Origin of the sequence: Actinomycetospora sp. NBRC 106378, assembly GCF_030269685.1 — a bacterium.
Classification (GTDB): domain Bacteria; phylum Actinomycetota; class Actinomycetes; order Mycobacteriales; family Pseudonocardiaceae; genus Actinomycetospora.
The window spans coordinates 39,997-59,418 of sequence record NZ_BSTT01000023.1; the positions used below are offsets into that span (position 1 = coordinate 39,997).

A 19,422-nucleotide genomic window follows, 5' to 3' on the forward strand; every position below is an offset into this window, starting at 1 on the left:
ACCGACCCGGCGTCGGGAACGGGATCTACCAGCCGCGCTCGCGCCACTCCGGGAGCTGCGGGCGCTCGGCGCCGAGCGTCGTGTCGTCGCCGTGGCCGGGGTAGACCCAGGTCTCGTCGTCGAGGCGGTCGAACACCTTGCGCTCGAGGTCGTTCATCAGGGCGTTGTGGTGGTCGACCGTGGCGGTCTTGCCATGGCCGCCGGGGAAGAGCGAGTCGCCGGTGAACAGGTGCGACGTGCCGTTCGGGTCGCGGTAGAGCAGGGCGATCGAGCCGGGGGTGTGCCCGTCGAGGTGGATCACCTCGACGAAGGACTCCCCGAAGCGGACCTCGTCGTCGTCGCCGACGGTGTGGTCGGGCGCCACCGGGAGCTCCGGGGCGTCCAGCTCGTGGGCGTAGGTCTCCGGCGAGAGCTCCTTCGTCATCGCCTCCAGCGCCTGCACGTGGTCCCAGTGCTGGTGGGTGGTGATGATCGTCTTCGTGTTCCCGCGCTCGGCGACCGTGTCGACGGTGTCGAGCAGCCGCTCCGCCTCGTTCGCGGCGTCGATGAGCAGCGTCGACCCGGTGGCCTTGTCGACCAGCAGGTAGGCGTTGTTGTCCATCGGGCCGACCGAGACCTTGGTGATCGCCACGGCGTCGAGGTCGCGCCGGGCGGCCGGGCCCTCCGGGTCGACGTGGCCGGTGTACTCGTCGAGAAGCTCCACGTCGGACAGTCTGCCCGGGTCGGGCGGGTTCGATGCGTCGAGACCGGTGGCGCCCGCCGGTCACCCGGGAGGCGTACCCGCTCGTCCGTTCACCGCACATCACCCCTCCCGACGACGGGGCGTGTCCGCGCCCGCCGTCGTGGAGCGGCCGTTGACCGCCCGGATCCGGGCCCGGCGGGCGACCTGGACAACGGCTCCTACAGTGGAGGAGAACCCCCGCCGAGTCGCGGCCGCACGATGTTGTCGGTGCCCGGGGGTATGACAGGCGAGCACCAGCCTGTCCGAACCGCCTGGGGAGCTGATCCGTGGCCGACCGCCTCGTCGTCAAGGGCGCCCGTGAGCACAACCTCACGGGCGTCGACATCGACCTGCCGCGCGACAGCCTCGTCGTGTTCACCGGGCTCTCCGGCTCCGGGAAGTCGAGCCTCGCCTTCGACACGATCTTCGCCGAGGGGCAGCGACGCTACGTCGAGTCGCTCTCGGCCTACGCACGCCAGTTCCTCGGGCAGATGGACAAGCCCGACGTCGACTTCATCGAGGGGCTCTCGCCCGCGGTGTCGATCGACCAGAAGTCGACCAGCCGCAACCCGCGCTCGACCGTCGGCACGATCACCGAGGTCTACGACTACCTGCGGCTGCTCTACGCCCGCGCCGGGACTCCGCACTGCCCGACCTGCGGGGAGATCATCTCGAAGCAGACCCCGCAGCAGATCGTCGACCAGGTCCTCGCGATGGAGTCCGGGCGGCGGTTCCAGGTCCTCGCCCCCGTCGTGCGCGGGCGCAAGGGCGAGTACGTCGACCTGTTCGCCCAGCTCCAGGGGCAGGGCTACTCCCGCGTGCTGGTCGACGGCACGGTGTACCCGCTCGCCGAGCCGCCGACGTTGAAGAAGCAGGAGAAGCACGACATCGCGGTGGTGGTCGACCGGCTGTCGGTGAAGGCCAGCGCGAAGCAGCGCCTCACCGACTCGGTGGAGACCGCGCTGCGCCTCGCCGAGGGCATCCTCGTGCTCGAGTTCGTCGACCTCGACGAGGACGACCCGGAGCGCGAGCGCCGGTTCTCCGAGAAGATGGCCTGCCCGAACGGCCACCAGCTCGCGGTGGACGACCTCGAGCCGCGCGCGTTCTCCTTCAACTCGCCGTACGGCGCGTGCCCGGCCTGCAGCGGCCTCGGCACGAAGATGGAGGTGGACCCCGAGCTCCTCGTTCCCGACGACGAGCTCTCCCTGGCCGACGGGGCCATCGCGCCCTGGAACATGGGGCAGACCGCGGACTACTTCCAGCGCCTGCTCACCGCGCTGTCGGAGTCGGTCGGCTTCCGCATGGACACCCCGTGGCGCAAGCTGCCGGCGGCGGTGAAGAAGGCGGTGCTGCACGGGTCGAACGACCAGGTGCACGTCCGCTACCGCAACCGGTACGGCCGCGAGCGCTCGTACTACGCCGCCTTCGAGGGCGTCGTCCCGTTCCTCGAGCGCCGCCTCGACCAGGCCGAGTCCGACAGCGCGCGGGAGCGCTACGAGGGCTACATGCGCGAGGTGCCGTGCCCCGTGTGCTCCGGCACGCGGCTCAAGCCGGAGATCCTCGCCGTCACGCTGCGCCACGAGAAGCTCGGCGACATGTCCATCGCCGAGGTGTGTGCGCTCTCGGTGGCCGACGCGGCCGCGTTCATGGAGGGCCTCGTCCTCGGCCCGCGCGAGCAGGTGATCGCCGGCGCCGTGCTCAAGGAGATCGGGGCGCGCCTGGGCTTCCTGCTCGACGTCGGGCTGGACTACCTCTCGCTGTCCCGCGCCGCCGGCACGCTCTCCGGCGGCGAGGCGCAGCGCATCCGATTGGCCACGCAGATCGGCTCCGGTCTCGTCGGCGTGCTCTACGTGCTCGACGAGCCGTCGATCGGGCTGCACCAGCGCGACAACCGTCGGCTCATCGACACGCTCACCCGCCTGCGCGACCTGGGGAACACCCTCATCGTCGTGGAGCACGACGAGGACACGGTGCGGGCCAGCGACTGGGTCGTCGACATCGGTCCGGGGGCGGGGGAGCACGGCGGCCAGGTGGTGCACTCGGGGTCGGTGGCCGAGCTGCTCGCCAACACCGCGTCGATGACCGGCGACTACCTCTCCGGGCGTCGCGCGATCCCGGTGCCCGACATCCGTCGCCCGCGGGACCGCAAGCGGCAGATCTCGGTGGTCGGCGCCCGCGAGCACAACCTGCACGACGTCGACGTCTCGTTCCCGCTCGGCTGCCTGGTGTCGATCACCGGCGTGTCGGGCTCGGGCAAGTCGACGCTGGTGAACGACATCCTCGCCACCGTCCTGGCCAACAAGCTCAACGGCGCCCGGCAGGTGCCGGGGCGGCACACGCGGGTGACCGGTCTGGAACACCTCGACAAGCTGGTGCGCGTCGACCAGTCGCCGATCGGGCGCACGCCGCGCTCCAACCCGGCGACCTACACCGGCGTGTGGGACCACATGCGCAAGCTGTTCGCCTCGACCAACGAGGCGAAGGTCCGCGGCTACGGGCCCGGCCGGTTCTCGTTCAACGTCAAGGGCGGGCGCTGCGAGGCCTGCGCGGGCGACGGCACGATCAAGATCGAGATGAACTTCCTGCCGGACGTCTACGTGCCCTGCGAGGTGTGCAAGGGCGCCCGGTACAACCGCGAGACGCTCGAGGTGCACTACAAGGGCAAGACGGTGGCCGAGGTCCTCGACATGCCCATCGAGGAGGCCGCGGAGTTCTTCGAGCCGATCACCGCGATCCACCGACACCTGAAGACCCTGACCGAGGTGGGCCTGGGCTACGTCCGGCTCGGACAGCCCGCGCCGACGCTCTCCGGCGGTGAGGCGCAGCGGGTGAAGCTGGCCTCCGAGCTGCAGAAGCGTTCGATGGGCCGGACGATCTACATCCTCGACGAGCCGACCACGGGCCTGCACTTCGAGGACATCCGCAAGCTCCTCGGCGTCATCAACGGGCTGGTCGACAAGGGCAACACCGTGCTCGTGATCGAGCACAACCTCGACGTCATCAAGGTGTCCGACTGGGTCGTCGACATGGGTCCGGAGGGCGGCAACGGCGGCGGCACGGTGGTGGCCGAGGGCACGCCCGAGCAGATCGCGGCCGTGCCGGAGAGCTACACCGGCCAGTTCCTCGCCGAACTCGTCACGCCGGAGAAGGCGCCGGCCAAGCGCACGCGCGCCAAGGCGGGCTGACCCCCGCCGTGAAGGTGACACCAGGCATCCCGGGAGGCCGCGGAGCCTGTCTGGTGTCACTCTCGCGTCGGCCGGTCGAGCTGCGGGGCTGACCCCGCGCGCCGAGGTTGACATCAGGCATCCCGGGAGGCCGCGGAGCCTGCCTGGCGTCACCCTCGGGACGGGGCGCGGACACGCCGGGGGAGTCCGACACGCGGCGGGTGGTACGCTCGGTGTGAGCGACCAGCTCGTCGCGCGCAACCGTGTGCGTCGAGCGGCAAGTGGAGCCCGTCTCCCACCCGAGCCGCCCCCGGTGGCCGGGTCCGGTCATCAGTCGTCCCGCGAGGGACGACCGAAAGACCCGTCGTCGGGAAGTCGACCGACGACGAGTCCGATCGGTACGAGTCAGGGCCCCCGTCACGAGCACAGCGTGCTCACCGGCGCGGGGCCCGACGTCGTGAGGGAACAAGGACACCTCTCGCCGGGTTGCGGCCGGAAACACTGTCGAACCCGAGGAGAACTCATCAGCGCAGAGACGCGCATCAACGAGCGCATCCGCGTGCCCGAGGTCCGTCTGGTCGGTCCGAACGGCGAGCAGGTGGGGATCGTCCGCATCGAGGACGCCCTGCGGCTGGCCCGGGAGGCCGACCTCGACCTCGTCGAGGTCGCGGCCCAGGCGCGCCCGCCGGTCTGCAAGCTCATGGACTTCGGCAAGTTCAAGTACGAGAGCGCGCAGAAGGCCCGCGAGTCGCGTCGCAACCAGCAGCAGACCGTGATCAAAGAGCAGAAGCTCCGGCCGAAGATCGACCCGCACGACTACGAGACGAAGAAGGGTCACGTCACCCGCTTCCTCGGTCAGGGTCACAAGGTCAAGGTCACGATCATGTTCCGTGGTCGCGAGCAGTCCCGCCCCGAGCTGGGCTTCCGGCTGCTCCAGCGGCTCGCCGAGGACGTCGGCGATCTCGCGTTCGTCGAGGCTTCACCGAAGCAGGACGGCCGCAACATGACCATGGTGCTCGCGCCCAACAAGAAGGTCGCGAAGACGCCGAAGCAGCAGGCCCAGGCCGCGGCGGAGACCGAAGCCGCCGAGCCCACGCCTACCTCCTGACGTCGCGGAGGCGGGCCGTACCGTCAGGTACGGCCCGCCCCGCGGTGGCGGGAGCCGCCCCCGCCCGGGTCGCGACGCATGACCCCGGGACGGCAGGACGACCAGGACGAGGACGGATGAAGAACAAGACCCACTCCGGGACCAAGAAGCGCATCAAGGTGTCGGGCACCGGCAAGCTGCTGCGCGAGAAGGCCGGCAAGCGGCACCTGCTGGAGAAGAAGTCCAGCGAGCACACCCGCCGTCTCGCGGGTCAGACGGAGGTCGCCAAGTCCGACGACCGCCGCATCCGCAAGATGCTCGGTATCTGAGCAGCCCTCTGACCATCCGGTCGCCGTGACGCCCCGGTGACCGCCCCCGACACGATCGAAGGCAGGACGACGTGGCACGCGTCAAGCGCGCAGTCAACGCCCAGAAGAAGCGCCGTACGGTTCTCGAGGCCGCCAGCGGCTACCGCGGACAGCGCTCCCGGCTCTACCGCAAGGCCAAGGAGCAGCAGCTCCACTCGCTGACCTACGCCTTCCGCGACCGCAAGCAGCGCAAGGGCGACTTCCGGCAGCTCTGGATCACCCGCATCAACGCGGCGGCCCGGGCCAACGACATGACCTACAACCGGTTCATGCAGGGCCTCAAGCTCGCCGGCATCGAGGCGGACCGCAAGGTCCTCGCCGAGATCGCCGTCTCCGACCCGACCGCCTTCACGGCGCTGGTCGAGGCCGCCAAGGCCGCGGTGGCCGACGTGCCCAAGGGCGCGGAGAAGACCGAGGACGCCGCCTGAGCGAGCTCCTCACCGAGCGCACCCCGCGCGTCGCGGCAGCCCGCAAGCTGCTGCGGCGCGCGGCGCGTGAGGACACCGGGCGGTTCCTCCTCGAAGGGGTCCGCCCGGCGTACGACGCGGTGGCCCGGGCCGAGTCCGACCCGGGAGCCGTCACCGACCTCTTCGTCACCGAGTCCGTCGCCGACCGCGAGCGCGACCTGCTGATCCGGTCCCGGGCCGCCGGGATCCGCACCGCCCTCGTCACCGAGAAGGCGATCGCGAGCCTCACCGACACGGTGCACCCGCAGGGTCTCGTCCTGGTCTGTCGTCAGCCCCCGGCCGAGCTGCCGCCACACCCGCGCCTCGTCGCGGTGCTCGTGGACGTCGCCGACCCCGGCAACGCCGGGACCGTGATCCGCACGGCCGACGCGGCCGGCGCCGACGCTGTCCTGCTCGTCGGCGCCTCCGTCGACCCGTTCAACCCGAAGTCCGTGCGCGCCAGCATGGGGAGCCTCTTCCACCTCCCCGTCCTGCGGGAGCGGGCTCCCGGCATCGACGGAGCCGGGTTCGACCTCCTGCGCCGAGCCGGGCTCGCCCTCGTCGTCGCCGACGGGGGCGGGGAGACCGAGCTCGGACCCGCCACCGACGACCTCCTGGCCGGGCCGACCGCCTGGGTGTTCGGCAGCGAGGCGCACGGGGTCCCGACGGAGGTCGCCGCGGCCGCCGACCACCGGGTGCGGGTTCCGATCCGGGGCCGTGCCGAGAGCCTCAACCTCGCGACGGCCGCGGCGGTCTGCCTCTACGCATCGGTGCGGGCGCAGGAGATGACGGCCGGCGGGACGCAGGCTGTGAACGCTGTCGGACCCCCTCGATAGACTCGGACCGCACCGACCGTCGCAGAGCAGGAGCGTCCGCCGAGCATGTCCGGCACCAACGACTCGTTCGACCCCAAGCAGGTCTCCGCGCTGGCCCCCGAGTCGCTCGAGGCCGCGCGCGACGAGGCGACCAGTGCCTTCGCCGGCGCCAGCACGCTCGACGCCCTCACCGCGCTGAAGCCCGCCCACCTCGGCGACCGCTCGCCGGTGCTGCTGGCGCGTCGCGAGATCGGGTCGCTGCCGCCGCAGGCCAAGGCCGACGCGGGCAAGCGGGTCAACGAGACCCGCGTGGCGGTGCAGAGCGCCTACGACGAGCGCTACGCCGTCCTGCTCGCCGAGCGCGACGAGCGGGTGCTGGGCGAGGAGGCCGTCGACGTCACGCTGCCGACGACGCGCCACGCGCGGGGCAGTCGCCACCCCCTCACCCAGACCTCCGAGCGGATCGCCGACGTCTTCGTCGCGATGGGCTGGGAGGTCGCCGAGGGGCCCGAGGTCGAGTCGGAGTGGTTCAACTTCGACGCGCTGAACTTCCTGCCCGACCACCCGGCCCGCACGATGCAGGACACCTTCCACGTACAGCCGCCCGGCGCGAAGCAGGTGCTGCGCACCCACACCTCGCCGGTGCAGATCCGCACCCTGCTGGAGCGGGACCTGCCGGTGTACGTGGTGTGCCCGGGCCGCACGTTCCGCACCGACGAGCTCGACGCGACCCACACGCCGGTCTTCCACCAGATCGAGGGCCTCGCGGTCGACAAGGGCCTGACCATGGCCCACCTCAAGGGCACGCTCGACGCGTTCGCCCGCGCCATGTTCGGGCCCGACTCCCGCATCCGGATGCGGCCGTCGTACTTCCCCTTCACCGAGCCGTCGGCCGAGCCCGACGTGTGGTTCCCGCAGAAGAAGGGCGGCGCGGGCTGGGTCGAGTGGGGCGGCTGCGGCATGGTCGACCCGAACGTCCTGCGTGCCTGCGGCGTCGACCCCGACGTCTACTCGGGCTTCGCGTTCGGCATGGGGCTCGAGCGCACGCTGATGTTCCGCAACGGGCTGCCCGACATGCGCGACATGGTGGAGGGCGACGTCCGCTTCACCAGCGCGTTCGCCGTCGAGCCCTGATCCTTCCCGTCATCCGAAAGGCCTGAGAACCCGTGCGCGTCCCCGTCTCCTGGCTCACCGAGCACGTCGGTCTCGCGGAGCACCCCTCCGCCGACGACCTCGCGGAGGCGCTCATCCGGGTCGGCTTCGAGGTCGAGGACGTCGTCGCGCTCGAGGCCGTGCCCGGCCCGCTCGTCGTCGGGAAGGTCCTCGAGATCGAGGAACTGACCGAGTTCAAGAAGCCGATCCGGTTCTGCCGGGTCGACGTCGGCACGCGGGGCAGCGACCCGGGGCAGCCTCAGGGCATCGTCTGCGGCGCCACGAACTTCGCGGTCGGCGACCTCGTCGTCGCGGCCCTCCCCGGGACGACGCTGCCCGGCGACTTCGGGATCGCCGCACGGAAGACCTACGGCCGCGTCTCCGACGGCATGCTCTGCGCCCTCGACGAGCTCGGCCTCGGCGACGACCACGCCGGCATCCTCGTGCTGCCGCCGGACACCGCGGAGCCCGGCACCGACGCGGCGCCCCTGCTCGGGCTCGCCGAGGGCGACGCGGAGGCGGTCCTCGACGTCGCCGTCAACCCCGACCGCGGCTACGCGCTGTCGATCCGCGGCATGGGCCGCGAGCTCGCGGGGGCCTACGACGCGCCGTTCGGGGACCCGGCCGCCATCGACCACGGGGTCCCGGCAACGAGCGAGCCGGGTGCGTCCGTCGTCGTCGACCCGGCGTCGGGGTGCCGTCGCTTCGTCGCCCGCCGGGTCACCGACCTCGACCCGACGGCGCCGACGCCGTGGTGGATGACCCGTCGGCTGCTGCTCGCGGGCATCCGCCCGATCTCGCTCGCGGTCGACGTCACGAACTTCGTGATGCTCGAGCTCGGGCAGCCGATGCACGCCTACGACGCCGCGCGCATCACCGGTGACGTCGTGGTGCGCCGGGCGCGCGTCGACGAGAAGATCACGACGCTCGACGACGTCAGCCGGGCCCTCGACCCGGACGACGTCGTGGTGTCCGACGACTCCGGTCCGATCGGTCTCGCGGGCGTCATGGGTGGGGCGTCGACGGAGGTCACTCCCACGACCTCCGGCGTCCTGCTCGAGGCCGCCACCTGGGACCCGGCGTCGGTGGCGCGCACCGCCCGCCGGCACAAGCTGCCCAGCGAGGCCGCCCGCCGTTTCGAGCGCGCGGTCGACCCGGCGGTGGCCCGCGCGGCGACCGATCGCGCGGCGGCCCTGCTCGCGCACTACGGGAGCGCCACGGTCGACGGCGGGGTCACCGACGTGGGGTCGTTCACCGAGGGCACCGAGGCGCCGATCCCGACGATCACCGTGCCGCTCGACCTGCCCGACCGCGTGGCCGGCGTGACGTACCCCCGGGGTGCGAGCGTGCGGCGCCTGGTCCAGGTCGGCTGCGCGGTCGAGGTGGGGGGCGACGGCGTCGCGGTCGTTGCCCCGACGTGGCGTCCCGACCTCACCCGCCCGGCCGACCTCGTCGAGGAGGTCCTGCGCCTCGAGGGCTACCACGTGATCCCGTCGGAGCTCCCGGTGTTCGCGGGCGGCACCGGCCTGACCATGGCCCAGCGCCGCCGCCGGCAGGTCTCGCACGCGCTCGCCGACGCCGGCTACCAGGAGGTCCTGCCCTCGCCGTTCATGTCGCCCGCCGTGCTCGACGCCTTCGGCCTGGACGACGACGACCCCCGCCGCACCGCGGTCCGGCTCGCGAACCCGCTCGACGCCGACCGGTCGCTCATGGCGACGACCCTGCTCCCGGGCCTCCTCGACGCCGTCGTCCGGAACGTCTCCCGCGGCCTGCGCGACCTCGCCCTCTTCCACGTCGGGCAGGTCGCCCGCCCGGACGGCCCGCCGCTGGAGGCACCCGTCGTCGGGACCGAGCACCGCCCGTCGGACACGGAGATCGCCGCCCTGCTCGACGCGCTCCCGCGGCAGCCGCTGCGGGTCGGCGCCGTGCTCACCGGCGCGTGGGAGCCCAAGGGCTGGTGGGGCGATGGCCGCCCCGCGACGTGGTCGGACGCCGTCGAGGCCGCCCGGACCGTCGCGGCGGTGTACGGCGCGACGCCGACGGTGTCGAACGACCGGCACGCCCCGTGGCACCCCGGTCGGTGCGCGGCCCTGCACGTCGAGGGCGTCCTCGTGGGACACGCGGGTGAGCTGCACCCGAAGGTCCTGGAGGCCCTCGGGCTGCCGCCGCGGACGTGCGCGATGGAGCTGGAGCTCGACCGGCTGCCGGTGCGCGAGGTGCTCGCCCGCCCCGAGGTCTCGGCGTTCCCGCCGGTGCTGCTCGACGTGGCGCTGGTCGTGCCGGAGGACGTGCCGGTGGCGGCGATCGAGGCCGACCTCGTCGAGGGCGGCGGCGAGCTGATCGAGGACGTGCGGCTCTTCGACGTCTACTCCGGGGCCCAGGTGGGGGAGGGCCGGCGGTCGCTGGCGTTCGCCCTGCGCCTGCGCGCACCCGACCGGACGCTGACCCTCGAGGAGGCCGGGGCCGCCCGCGACGCGGCGGTCGCCCTCGCGGGGGAGCGGCACGGGGCGGCACTGCGCGCCTGAGTCGGCCGGCTCCTGTTGAGCGAAGGGCACCTTCCGTCGGACAGATCGACCGACGGGCCCCTTCGCTCACAGCGGGCCGTGGTGGCGAAGGGCGCCCACGTCCCGTCTACCCGACTGAAGGGGCCCTTCGCTCAGGAGCAGCGGCCGACCCCAGCGCCCCGTCCACGAGCCACGCCAACCCTGCCGCGTAGGTCGTGCGCAGCACCTCGGGCGGCAGCGGCGCCCCGTCCGCGGCCGCCCCGAGCGCGGCGTTTCCGATCGCGTGCACGACGAGCACCCGGACCGCCGTGTCCTGGGCCGCCCGGTCTCGCACCCCGGCGGCCGCGAGGCACGTCCGCATCGTCTCGCCGAGCCGCTGCGCGTTCGGGCCCCGGGAGCCCTGTCGGGCCACGAAGTGCGGCACGAGCCGCGGGTGGGCCAGGAGCAGCTCGTGGGTCGCGGTCATCAGCTCCACGAGTCCAGCGCGCGGGTCGCCGTCGTCGGGCGTGGGCAGGGCCCCGAGCAGGTCGTCGAGGACGGCGTCGAGCAGCCCGTCCCGTCCGTCGACGTGGCTGTACAGCGCGTTCGGGGCGACCCCCAGGCGTCCGGCCACCGCGCGCATGGAGAACGATGCGCCGTCGTCGAGCACCGCGCGCGCCGCGGTCACGACGACGGGGCGGCTCAGGCCGGCGCGCTGTCCGGGGGACCTCATTGCCCAACTGTACAGCGTCCAGCTACCATATTGGACCATGTACAGCACCTCCGCCGCCGGAGTTCCGTACGTGCTCGAGCCGCCGTCGTCGGGACGTGCCGACGCGCCGCTGGTCGTCGCCTGGCACCTCATGGACGCGCCCCGCACCGAGCGGGCCTTCGCGGCCGCGCTGCCGCTCGCGGGGCTCGACGCGTGGAAGCTCTACCCGGGGCTGCCGCTGTGCGGGGACCGCTTCCCGGGCGAGGACGCGTTGATGGCGCAGATGTTCGCCGAGCCGGTGCGCAACGGGCACGGGCTGATCAACGAGCAGGCGGTCGCGGAGCTCCCCGTCCTGCTCGACGAGCTCCGCGCCTCGCACGGTCTCGGCGACGGCCCGGTCGCCGTGGTCGGCGGCTCCGCAGGCGCCGGGGTGGCGGGAGGAGCGGTCGTCGGGAAGGCGGTCGAGGCGCGGGCGGCGGTGCTGATCAGTCCGCTGGTGCAGCTGCGGCCGGTCGTCGACCTCCTGGCCCGGCAGTACGGGATCGACTACACCTGGACGCCGGAGTCCACGGCGGTGGCCGACCGGATGGACCTGGTCTGGCGCTCCCACGAGTTCGGCGCCACGGCGGTGCGCTGCATCGTCGGCGCGGACGACGACACGGAGGCGTTCCTCTACCCGGCCGGCCGGCTGCGCGACATGCGCCGCGAGCAGGGCGTGCGCGCCGACCTGCGGGTCGTCAACGACATGGGGCACGCGCTGGCCGACGAGCCGGGCGTGGAGCCCGCCCCGCAGACCGACGCCGCGCGCCAGGTCGACGCGATGACCGTGGAGTTCCTCGCTCAGGAACTCGAGCGCGAACCGGCCTGACCGAGCGCCTTCGTCAGGTCGGCGAGCAGCTGCGGCACGTCGTCCCGCGGCACCACGGCCTGCACGATCGCAGTCGTCGTCGGGTCCTCCCGCGCGGCCCGCAGCGCCTCCCGCAGCTCGCCCACGGTGGTCGCCCGGCAGGCGGTCGCGCCGCCGCCCGGGGCGAACATCGCGGGGGCGGCGGTCCAGTCCCAGCGGACGATGTCGTTGTAGGGCTCGGTCGGCCCGTGGATCGCGCGCTCCACGGTGTACCCGTCGTTGTCGACGACCACGATCACCGGAGCCAGCCCCTCCCGGACGATGGTCCCGAGCTCGGCCACCGTCAGCTGCGCCGCGCCGTCACCGATCAGCAGGACCCCGCGGGAGTCGGGCTGCGCCAGGCAGGCGCCGAGCGTCGCGGGGAGCGTGTAGCCGATCGACGCCCACAACGGCTGCCCGAGGAAGTCGACGCCCCGGGGCAGCCGGTGGGTGGAGGCCCCGTAGAACGAGGTGCCCTGGTCGGCGAGCACGACGTCGCCCTCGCGCAGAAATCTGGCCACCTCGGCCCACAGCGCGTCCTGGGTCAGCGGCTCGGCCGCGTCCGAGGCCGCGAGTGCCGGGGCGGAGGCGGGCCGCGGCGCGGTGACCCCGTCCTGCGCGGCGAGCTCGCGCACCAGCGGCACGAGCGCGGCGAGGGCGGTCGGCAGCTCGACGGGCGAGAAGGTCGCCGCGCCGACGCTCGCCGTTCGCGCCCCGAGCTCGATCGTCCGTGACCGCGTGATCCGCTGGGTGAAGAACCCGCTGGTCAGGTCGGTGAAGTAGACGCCCGCCACGACGAGGGCGGCGGCGTCCTCCACGGCGGCCCGCACCTCCTCGGTGCTCGCGGCACCCGCGTAGGTGCCGACGAAGTGCGCGACGCTCTCGTCGACGAGGCTCTTCGACCACACGTCGGTGGCGTGGCGGACCGGCCCGGCGTCCAGCAGCTCCCGCAGCACCTCGCGGCCGCCCACGCGGTGAGTGAGCAGGCCCGCGAGCACCCCGACCCGGTCCACCGAACCCGCCTTCGCCAGGAGCGCCCGGGCGCTCTCGACGAAGCCCTCCAGGGCCTCCGGGTCGGTGTGGTCCACCGGCGCGGGAAGGGTTCCCGACGGCGGGTCGACCGCGGCGGCGGAGACGTCGGTCGGGATGAGGAGGTACCCGGGGAGGTGCCGGTCGCGGACCTCGACGAGCACCCGGTCGATCTCGGCGCACGCCGACTCCGCGGTGAGCGCCGCCCGCGCGCAGGTGATGCCCTCGTGCATCGTCATGAAGTGGGTGAAGACGCCGTCGCCGAGCGAGTGGTGGACCATGCGGTGCGCGGACTGGTGGTCGGTCGACGGCGCCCCGACGACGTGCACCACCGGCACGTGCTCGGCGAAGCTCCCGGCGACCGCGTTGATGGCCGACAGCTCGCCGACGCCGAACGCGGTGGCCAACGCCGCCATGCCGCGCAGCCGCCCGTACCCGTCCGCGGCGTACCCGGCGTCGAGCTCGTTCGCGCAGCCGATCCACCGCAGCCGGTCGTGGCCGACGACGTGGTCGAGCATCGCGAGGTTGTAGTCCCCGGGCACCCCGAAGACGTGCTCGACCCCGACCTCGGCGAGGCGGTCGGCCAGGTAGTCGGCGACGCAGTAGGTCATGCGACGAGATGCTGCCAGGATCAGGTTTCGTGAAGAACACACTCGGGCTCCTCCGGCTGGCCGCGCAGCGGCTGGTGGGGGAGCGGTGCGCCGGTCCCGCGGAGGCGGCGGCGTGGCTGGGGTGCGCCCAGGGGCAGGACCTGCCCGGGGTGCTGGAGTCGCTCGCGCTGCGGACGACGACCGGCGACGTCGACGCGGTCCGCCGCGCCTTCGACGAGGGCGCGATCGTCCGGTCCTGGCCGATGCGCGGCACCCTGCACGTGGTGGCGGCCGAGGACCTCGCCTGGATGCTGCCGCTGGGGACGCCCCGGCCGCTGGCCGCGGCCGCGCAACGGCGCGCCGGCCTCGGGCTCGCCGAGGAGACCCTCGACCGCGCCGGGGAGGTGGCGGCCGAGGCGCTGCGTGGCGGCGGTCGGCGGACCCGCGCCGAGATGGTCGAGTGCTGGACGGACGCGGGGCTCGATCTCACGTCGTCGCGCGCCTACCACGCCCTGAGCGTGCTCTGCCAGCGCGGCCTGCTCGTCCAGGGACCGTTCGCCACCCCGTCGGAGACGGAGCGCAGCGGAGCTCGACCATCGGCGAAGGAGCAGGCCTTCGTCCTGCTCGACGAGTGGGTGCCCGCACCCCGGCGACTCGACCGCGACGAGGCCCTCGCCGAGTGGGCCCGCCGCTTCTTCCGCTCGCACGGCCCGGCGGACCGGAAGGACCTCGCCCGCTGGACCGGCATCCCCGCTGCCGACGTCACCATCGCGATCGAGGGCGCCCGCCCCGACCTCGCCGAGACCGACGGCCTGCTCCACGACCCGGAGACCCCCGACCGGCTCGCGGCCGCCGCCGTCCCGGACGAACTGCTCCTCCCCGGGTTCGACGAGTTCGTCCTCGGCTACGCCGACCGCACCCAGGTCCTCGACGTGGCGTTCGCCGACCGCATCTGCCCGGGCAACAACGGCATCTTCCGCCCGACGGTGGTGCGCGCGGGCCAGGTCGTCGGGACGTGGGCGTGGAAGGGGAGCGGCCGCAACCGGCGGGTGGAGCGGGACCTGTTCTGAGCCGCCGTCGTGCCAGGAAAGCGTCGTTGCCGGCGTCCAGCGACAGGAAATCCACATCGCGGAGGAGCAGACTCCCCGGTCATGACGACGGGCTCGACGCTGCGCTCCCCGATCTCCATCGACCTCCCGCTGGTCCCCGTCGGGGCCCTGCTCGACGGCGCCGCGCGGCGGTTCGGCGACCGCGCCGCGCTGGTGCACCACGACGAGGCGCTGAGCTTCCACGACCTGTGGTCCGAGGCGTGCGGGGTCGCCCACGCCCTCGTCGCCCGCGGCGTCCGCCCCGGGGACGCGGTGGGCCTGCACCTGCCGAACTCGCTCGTCTGGCCCGTCGCCTACCACGGGATCCTGCTCGCGGGGGCCACCGTGGCACTGACGAGCCCGGTGCTCCCGCCCGAGCTGCTGCGCGCCCAGCTCCAGGACGCCGGGGTGGTCGCGGTGATCAGCCGGGACACCACGCTGTCCGACGTGATCGGCACCGACGGGCGCCGGCTCGACCTGCCCGCCGACCCGACCGACACCCCGCCCGACGTCGAGCTCGACCCGACCGTCGCGCTCGCCCACCTCGCCTACACCGGCGGCACCACCGGCCGCTCCAAGGGTGTGGAGCTCACGCACGCCAACGTGGTCGCCAACGTCCTGCAGTACGTGGCTTCCGGTTCCGGCGCCGTGCCCGCGCCCGACGTCCGGGGCGGGATCACCGTCGAGCAGACGTCCCCGCCCGAGGAGCACCCCGTGCGCGTGGGGGAGGGCGTGTCGATCGCCGTCGCGCCGTGGTTCCACGCCATGGGCACCAACGGCCTGACGATCGGGCTCGTCACCGGGACCACCGCCGTCGTCCAGGACCGCTTCGACCCCGCGGCCTACCTCGCCGACGTCGAGCGGCACCGCGCGACCACCCTCTCCGGGGCGCCCGCGATGTACCACGCGCTGCTCGCGCACCCCGACGCCCGCACCCGCGACCTGTCCAGCGTCCGGTCGGTGACCTCCGGGGCGAGCCCGATGGCGGTCGCGCAGGCCGAGCGGATCGCGGCGCTCATGCCGGGCGCGATCGTCCTCGAGGGCTACGGCCTCACCGAGGCGACGATGGCGCTGTGCACCTCGCCGTCCGCGCGCTCGGCGCACCGTCGGATCGGCACGGTCGGCGTCCCGATCGCCGACACCGAGCTCGCGCTGCTCGAGGTCAGCTCCGGGCGACCCGGCGACGACCCCGTCGCGGTGGGGCGACGCGGTGAGATCTGGGCGCGGGGCCCGCAGGTGATGCGCTGCTACCACGACCGCCCCGACGAGACCGCGGACACGCTCGTCGACGGCTGGTTGCGGACGGGCGACATCGGCGTCGTCGACGACGACGGGCTGGTGTCGGTGGTGGACCGGGTCAAGGACATGCTGCTGTTCAAGGGCTTCAACGTGTACCCCCGCGAGCTCGAGGAGCGTCTCGTCGCGCGTCCGGAGGTCCTGACGGCGGCGGTGGTCGGCCTGCCCGACGAGGCGGTGGGGGAGGTCCCGACGGCGGCGGTGGTGCTGTCGGCAGGGTCGGGACCGGAGGTGGTGGCCGATCTGGCGGTGGCGATCAACGGCGCCGTCCGGCACTACGAGCGGCTGCGCCGCGTCTTCGTCGTCGACGCGCTGCCGGTGTCGGCGGCGGGCAAGGTCCTCAAGCGGGATCTCCGCGACGCGCTGCTCGGCGCGGCGGACGGTCCGGTGTGGACCGACGGCGGTTCCTGAGAGCGGTGGGTCGCGTTCGCTGCAGGGAGCTGCTCCGCGCGGCCCAATCCGGCGCAGCTGAGCGCGGGGCGGGCGGCGTCGGGCGGTGCCGCCGGGAGCCGCTCTCAGCTCCGCACTCCGCGAGCATCCGTGTGCCTAGCGTGAGCACCCGTCCACCGGCTCCCCCCGGGCCCGCCCGGTCGGTGGACGACCAGCCACCGTCCTGCCCCCGACAGGAGCCGACGCGATGTCGCAGTACCCGGCGCCGTACCCGGGCCCGCCCGATCCGCCCACCCAGTGGTCCCCGACGGGTCGTCGTCCCCGCCGGGTCACCCGGATGCTCACGGTCCTCGCCGTGCTCGCCGGACCGGCCGCGATCCTCGGGATGTGGGCGGGCGGCCTGCTCGGCTGGTGGCTCGCGGCCGCGCTCGCCGTCGTCGCCCTCGCGGGCGGCGCGGCGTTCGCGGGTGGCACCGTGTTCCGCGGGCCCGGCGCCCTGTACGGCGCCCCCGACACCGGGGACTTCGTGTCCGGCGCCCGGGTCCTGGTGGTCGGCGGCGGCTACGTCGGACTCGTCGCGGCCCGCGCCCTGCAGGCGCGTCTCGGCCGCTCCGGCGACGGGCGCCACCGGGGTCGGCGCAGCGGGGCCCGGGACCGTGCCTCGACGCCCGTCGGCTCGATCACGGTGGTCGACCCGCAGCCGCACATGACCTATCAGCCGTTCCTGCCCGAGGCGGCCGGCGGCTCCATCGCGCCGCGCCACCTCACGGTGTCCCTGCGCCGCGTCCTGGACCGCTGCGACGTCGTCACCGGTTCCGTCGTCGCGATCGACGACGCCCGTCGCCGGGCCGTGGTGTCGCTGCCGGACGGGCTGTCGAAGGAGATCCCCTACGACGTCCTCGTCGTCGCGCCGGGCGCGGTGGCGCGGGAACTGCCCGTGCCCGGACTGGCCGAGTGCGCACTGACCTTCCGGTCGGTCGGCGACGCGTCCGCGCTGCGCGACCACGTGCTGTCCCGCCTCGACGCCGCCGCCTCGGTCGTGCCCACCACGCCGGCGGACGCGGCCCGACGGGCGCGGCTGCTCACCTTCGTCGTCATCGGCGGCGGGTTCGCGGGCGTGGAGGCGCTCGGCGAGCTCGAGGACCTGGCCCGGCGGGCCGGACGCCAGGTCGGGGTCGACCGCGAGGAGATGCGCTGGGTGCTCGTGGAGGCCTCGAAGCGGATCATGCCCGAGGTCACCGAGCCGACCGCGGCGCGCGTGCACGGCCGGCTCGCCCGCCGTGGCATCGAGGTGCGCGTCGGGGCGGGCCTGGTGTCCGCCGAGGACGGCGTCGTCCGGCTCGCCGACGGCACCGCGGTGCCCACCGACACCGTCGTGGTCGCCGCGGGGACCCGTCCGCACCCGCTGCTCGAGCGCACCGACCTCCCGCTGGAACGCACCGGCAAGGTGCGGTGCACGGCGATGCTGCAGGTCGTCGGGCGCCATCACGTGTTCGCCGCCGGCGACGGGGCCGCCGTGCCCGACCTCGCCCGCGGCGCCCTGCTCGCGGACGAGAACCCGCAGCTGCTCACCGCGCCGACCGCCCAGCACGCCGTGCGACAGGCGCGGGTGCTGGCGGGCAACGTCGTCGCGCACCTCGGTGGGCGACCGCTGCAGCCCTACCAGCACGCCTCGGCGGGGGTCGTGGCCGGACTGGGACGACGACGCGGGGTCGCCGAGATCCGCGGGGTGCGGCTCATGGGCTGGCCCGCCTACGCGCTGCACCGCGCCTACCACCTCTGGGCCATGCCGACCGGCGAGCGCAAGGCCCGGATCGTCCTCGACTGGATCGCCGCCGCCGTACTCGGCCGCGACCCGGTCGCCGCGGGTGCCGTGGCGCCCTCGCCGCGCCGCGGGGACGCGGACCCGGCCGTGGCGGCGCCCGAGCCGGCCCGTCCCGCCGCCGCGACCGGGACGCCACGGACCGTGGTGGACCCGGCCGTCATCGACGGTCCGACGCTGCGCGAGCCGCACCCCTCCGCCCCGACCCCGGTCCGGGAGGATGTGCCGGGCGGGGGCCGGGCACCCGTGACCGGGGACCAGCCGGCGCTCACGTGGCTCACGCCCGGACGGCACGACTTCCGCTGACCGCGTTGCATGGAATTCCGTGATCGTGCATAGTCATACGCATGCGGATCGCGGTGGCCGGTGCGAGCGGCTACGTCGGAGGTGAGCTCCTGCGGCTCGCGCTGGGTCATCCCGAGGTGGAGATCGGCGCGCTGACCGCGGGGGACTCCGCGGGCAGTCTCCTCGGCACCCATCAGCCCCACCTCACCCCCCTCGCCGACCGGCCGATCGTGGAGACGACGGTCGAGGCGCTCGTGGGGCACGACGTGGTGTTCCTGGCGCTGCCGCACGGCCGGTCGGCGGAGCTCGCCGCCCGGCTCCCCGATGACGTGCTCGTGGTCGACTGCGGGGCGGACCACCGCCTGCGGAACCCGGCCGCGTGGGAGCGCTGGTACGGCGGGCAGCACGCCGGTCACTGGCCCTACGGCCTGCCGGAGCTGCCCGGCGCGCGGGACGGGCTCCGCGGCAGCCGTCGGATCGCCGTGCCGGGCTGCTACCCCACCACCGCGACGCTCGCCGCCCTGCCCGCGGTGGCCGGCGGGATCGTGGCGCCGGAGATCAGCGTGGTCGCGTTCTCGGGCACCTCGGGGGCCGGGCGGGCGGCGAAGGCCCACCTCCTCGGTTCCGAGGTGATGGGTTCGGCGACCGCCTACGGGGTCGGCGGGTCCCACCGGCACACGCCCGAGATCGTGCAGAACCTCTCGGACCTGGGGGCGGGCGAGGTCCTGGTGTCGTTCACCCCCGTGCTCGCCCCGATGCCGCGCGGCATCCTCGCGGTCGTCAGCGCCCCGCTGGCCGACCCGGCGATTGACGCCTCCGAGGCGCGGCAGGTCTATGCCAAGGCCTTCGACGCCGAGCCCTTCGTCCACCTGCTGCCCGAGGGCGTCCAGCCCGCCACCAAGAGCGTCGTCGGATCGAACTCGGTGCAGGTGCAGGTGGAGGTCGACGCCGATGCGGGCCGCCTCGTGGCCACCGCGGTGATCGACAACCTGACCAAGGGCACCGCGGGCGGCGCCTTCCAGTCGGTCAACGTCGCCCTCGGCCTCGAGGAGACCCTCGGCCTGCCCACCGCGGGTCTCGCCCCGTGA

15 protein-coding genes are annotated in these 19,422 nt (G+C 73.9%); 12 read left to right on the top strand and 3 right to left on the bottom strand.

Going from position 1 to position 19,422, the window contains the following annotated elements:
- Positions 1-25: 25 nt before the first annotated feature.
- Positions 26-703, bottom strand: a complete 678-nt coding sequence (locus tag QSK00_RS29330) for an MBL fold metallo-hydrolase (protein ID WP_285596893.1) — start codon at positions 701-703, stop codon at positions 26-28.
- A 305-nt stretch (positions 704-1,008) separates the two neighbouring features.
- Between QSK00_RS29330 and uvrA the strand changes: the two genes are divergently transcribed.
- The 7 genes from uvrA (at position 1,009) to pheT (ending at position 10,278) form a co-directional block, all read left to right on the top strand.
- Complete coding sequence (gene uvrA / locus QSK00_RS29335) at positions 1,009-3,906, top strand: excinuclease ABC subunit UvrA (protein WP_285596895.1); 2,898 nt, start codon at positions 1,009-1,011, stop codon at positions 3,904-3,906.
- Between the two features lie 436 nt (positions 3,907-4,342).
- Entirely contained in the window at positions 4,343-4,993 is a 651-nt protein-coding gene (infC, locus tag QSK00_RS29340; RefSeq protein ID WP_502872095.1) for a translation initiation factor IF-3, read from the top strand.
- A gap of 116 nt (positions 4,994-5,109) precedes the next feature.
- Positions 5,110-5,301: a 50S ribosomal protein L35 gene (gene rpmI, locus QSK00_RS29345; RefSeq protein WP_018335621.1), complete on the top strand. Its 192-nt coding sequence runs from the start codon at positions 5,110-5,112 to the stop codon at positions 5,299-5,301.
- Between the two features lie 71 nt (positions 5,302-5,372).
- A complete protein-coding gene (gene rplT / locus QSK00_RS29350; protein WP_285596899.1) occupies positions 5,373-5,768 on the top strand; it encodes a 50S ribosomal protein L20 in 396 nt (131 codons plus the stop codon).
- The gene (locus tag QSK00_RS29355) at positions 5,765-6,622 is read left to right on the top strand and encodes a TrmH family RNA methyltransferase (protein WP_285596934.1); all 858 of its coding nucleotides are present in this window, start codon (positions 5,765-5,767) and stop codon (positions 6,620-6,622) included. The genes rplT and QSK00_RS29355 overlap by 4 nt, the downstream gene beginning before the upstream one ends.
- A gap of 45 nt (positions 6,623-6,667) precedes the next feature.
- A complete protein-coding gene (gene pheS / locus QSK00_RS29360; protein ID WP_285596902.1) occupies positions 6,668-7,735 on the top strand; it encodes a phenylalanine--tRNA ligase subunit alpha in 1,068 nt (355 codons plus the stop codon).
- A 32-nt stretch (positions 7,736-7,767) separates the two neighbouring features.
- Positions 7,768-10,278 carry a phenylalanine--tRNA ligase subunit beta gene (gene pheT / locus QSK00_RS29365; RefSeq protein ID WP_285596903.1) on the top strand — a complete coding sequence of 837 codons (2,511 nt, stop codon included), beginning with the start codon at positions 7,768-7,770 and terminating at the stop codon, positions 10,276-10,278.
- Between the two features lie 106 nt (positions 10,279-10,384).
- On the opposite strand, the gene QSK00_RS29370 is transcribed toward pheT, so the two are convergent.
- Positions 10,385-10,969, bottom strand: coding sequence for a TetR/AcrR family transcriptional regulator (locus QSK00_RS29370; RefSeq protein WP_285596905.1), 585 nt, complete (start codon positions 10,967-10,969; stop codon positions 10,385-10,387).
- A gap of 37 nt (positions 10,970-11,006) precedes the next feature.
- On the opposite strand from QSK00_RS29370, the gene QSK00_RS29375 reads away from it, so the two are divergent.
- Complete coding sequence (locus QSK00_RS29375) at positions 11,007-11,816, top strand: alpha/beta hydrolase (protein WP_285596907.1); 810 nt, start codon at positions 11,007-11,009, stop codon at positions 11,814-11,816.
- On the opposite strand, the gene QSK00_RS29380 is transcribed toward QSK00_RS29375, so the two are convergent.
- Positions 11,789-13,474 (bottom strand): alpha-keto acid decarboxylase family protein, encoded by a 1,686-nt coding sequence (locus QSK00_RS29380; protein WP_285596909.1) that lies wholly within the window; start codon positions 13,472-13,474, stop codon positions 11,789-11,791. The two genes, QSK00_RS29375 and QSK00_RS29380, sit on opposite strands and share 28 nt — an antisense overlap.
- A 29-nt stretch (positions 13,475-13,503) precedes the next feature.
- Here QSK00_RS29380 and QSK00_RS29385 point away from each other — a divergent pair, with 29 nt between their 5' ends.
- The 4 genes from QSK00_RS29385 to argC all read left to right on the top strand — a co-directional run bounded on the left by QSK00_RS29385 (position 13,504) and on the right by argC (position 19,422).
- Complete coding sequence (locus QSK00_RS29385; protein ID WP_285596911.1) at positions 13,504-14,523, top strand: winged helix DNA-binding domain-containing protein; 1,020 nt, start codon at positions 13,504-13,506, stop codon at positions 14,521-14,523.
- 81 nt (positions 14,524-14,604) lie between these two features.
- Positions 14,605-16,248, top strand: coding sequence for a class I adenylate-forming enzyme family protein (locus tag QSK00_RS29390; protein ID WP_285596913.1), 1,644 nt, complete (start codon positions 14,605-14,607; stop codon positions 16,246-16,248).
- A 226-nt stretch (positions 16,249-16,474) separates the two neighbouring features.
- Positions 16,475-18,355, top strand: coding sequence for an NAD(P)/FAD-dependent oxidoreductase (locus QSK00_RS29395; protein ID WP_285596916.1), 1,881 nt, complete (start codon positions 16,475-16,477; stop codon positions 18,353-18,355).
- 35 nt (positions 18,356-18,390) lie between these two features.
- Complete coding sequence (gene argC, locus QSK00_RS29400; protein ID WP_285596936.1) at positions 18,391-19,422, top strand: N-acetyl-gamma-glutamyl-phosphate reductase; 1,032 nt, start codon at positions 18,391-18,393, stop codon at positions 19,420-19,422.

Bases quoted from the DNA above. Each gene is read 5' to 3' on its own strand.
- QSK00_RS29375 (WP_285596907.1), top strand. From the start codon at position 11,007: ATGTACAGCACCTCCGCCGCCGGAGTTCCGTACGTGCTCGAGCCGCCG.
- pheS (WP_285596902.1), top strand. From the start codon at position 6,668: ATGTCCGGCACCAACGACTCGTTCGACCCCAAGCAGGTCTCCGCGCTG.
- QSK00_RS29380 (WP_285596909.1), bottom strand. From the start codon at position 13,474: ATGACCTACTGCGTCGCCGACTACCTGGCCGACCGCCTCGCCGAGGTC.
- QSK00_RS29390 (WP_285596913.1), top strand. From the start codon at position 14,605: ATGACGACGGGCTCGACGCTGCGCTCCCCGATCTCCATCGACCTCCCG.
- rpmI (WP_018335621.1), top strand. From the start codon at position 5,110: ATGAAGAACAAGACCCACTCCGGGACCAAGAAGCGCATCAAGGTGTCG.
- QSK00_RS29395 (WP_285596916.1), top strand. From the start codon at position 16,475: ATGTCGCAGTACCCGGCGCCGTACCCGGGCCCGCCCGATCCGCCCACC.
- QSK00_RS29370 (WP_285596905.1), bottom strand. From the start codon at position 10,969: ATGAGGTCCCCCGGACAGCGCGCCGGCCTGAGCCGCCCCGTCGTCGTG.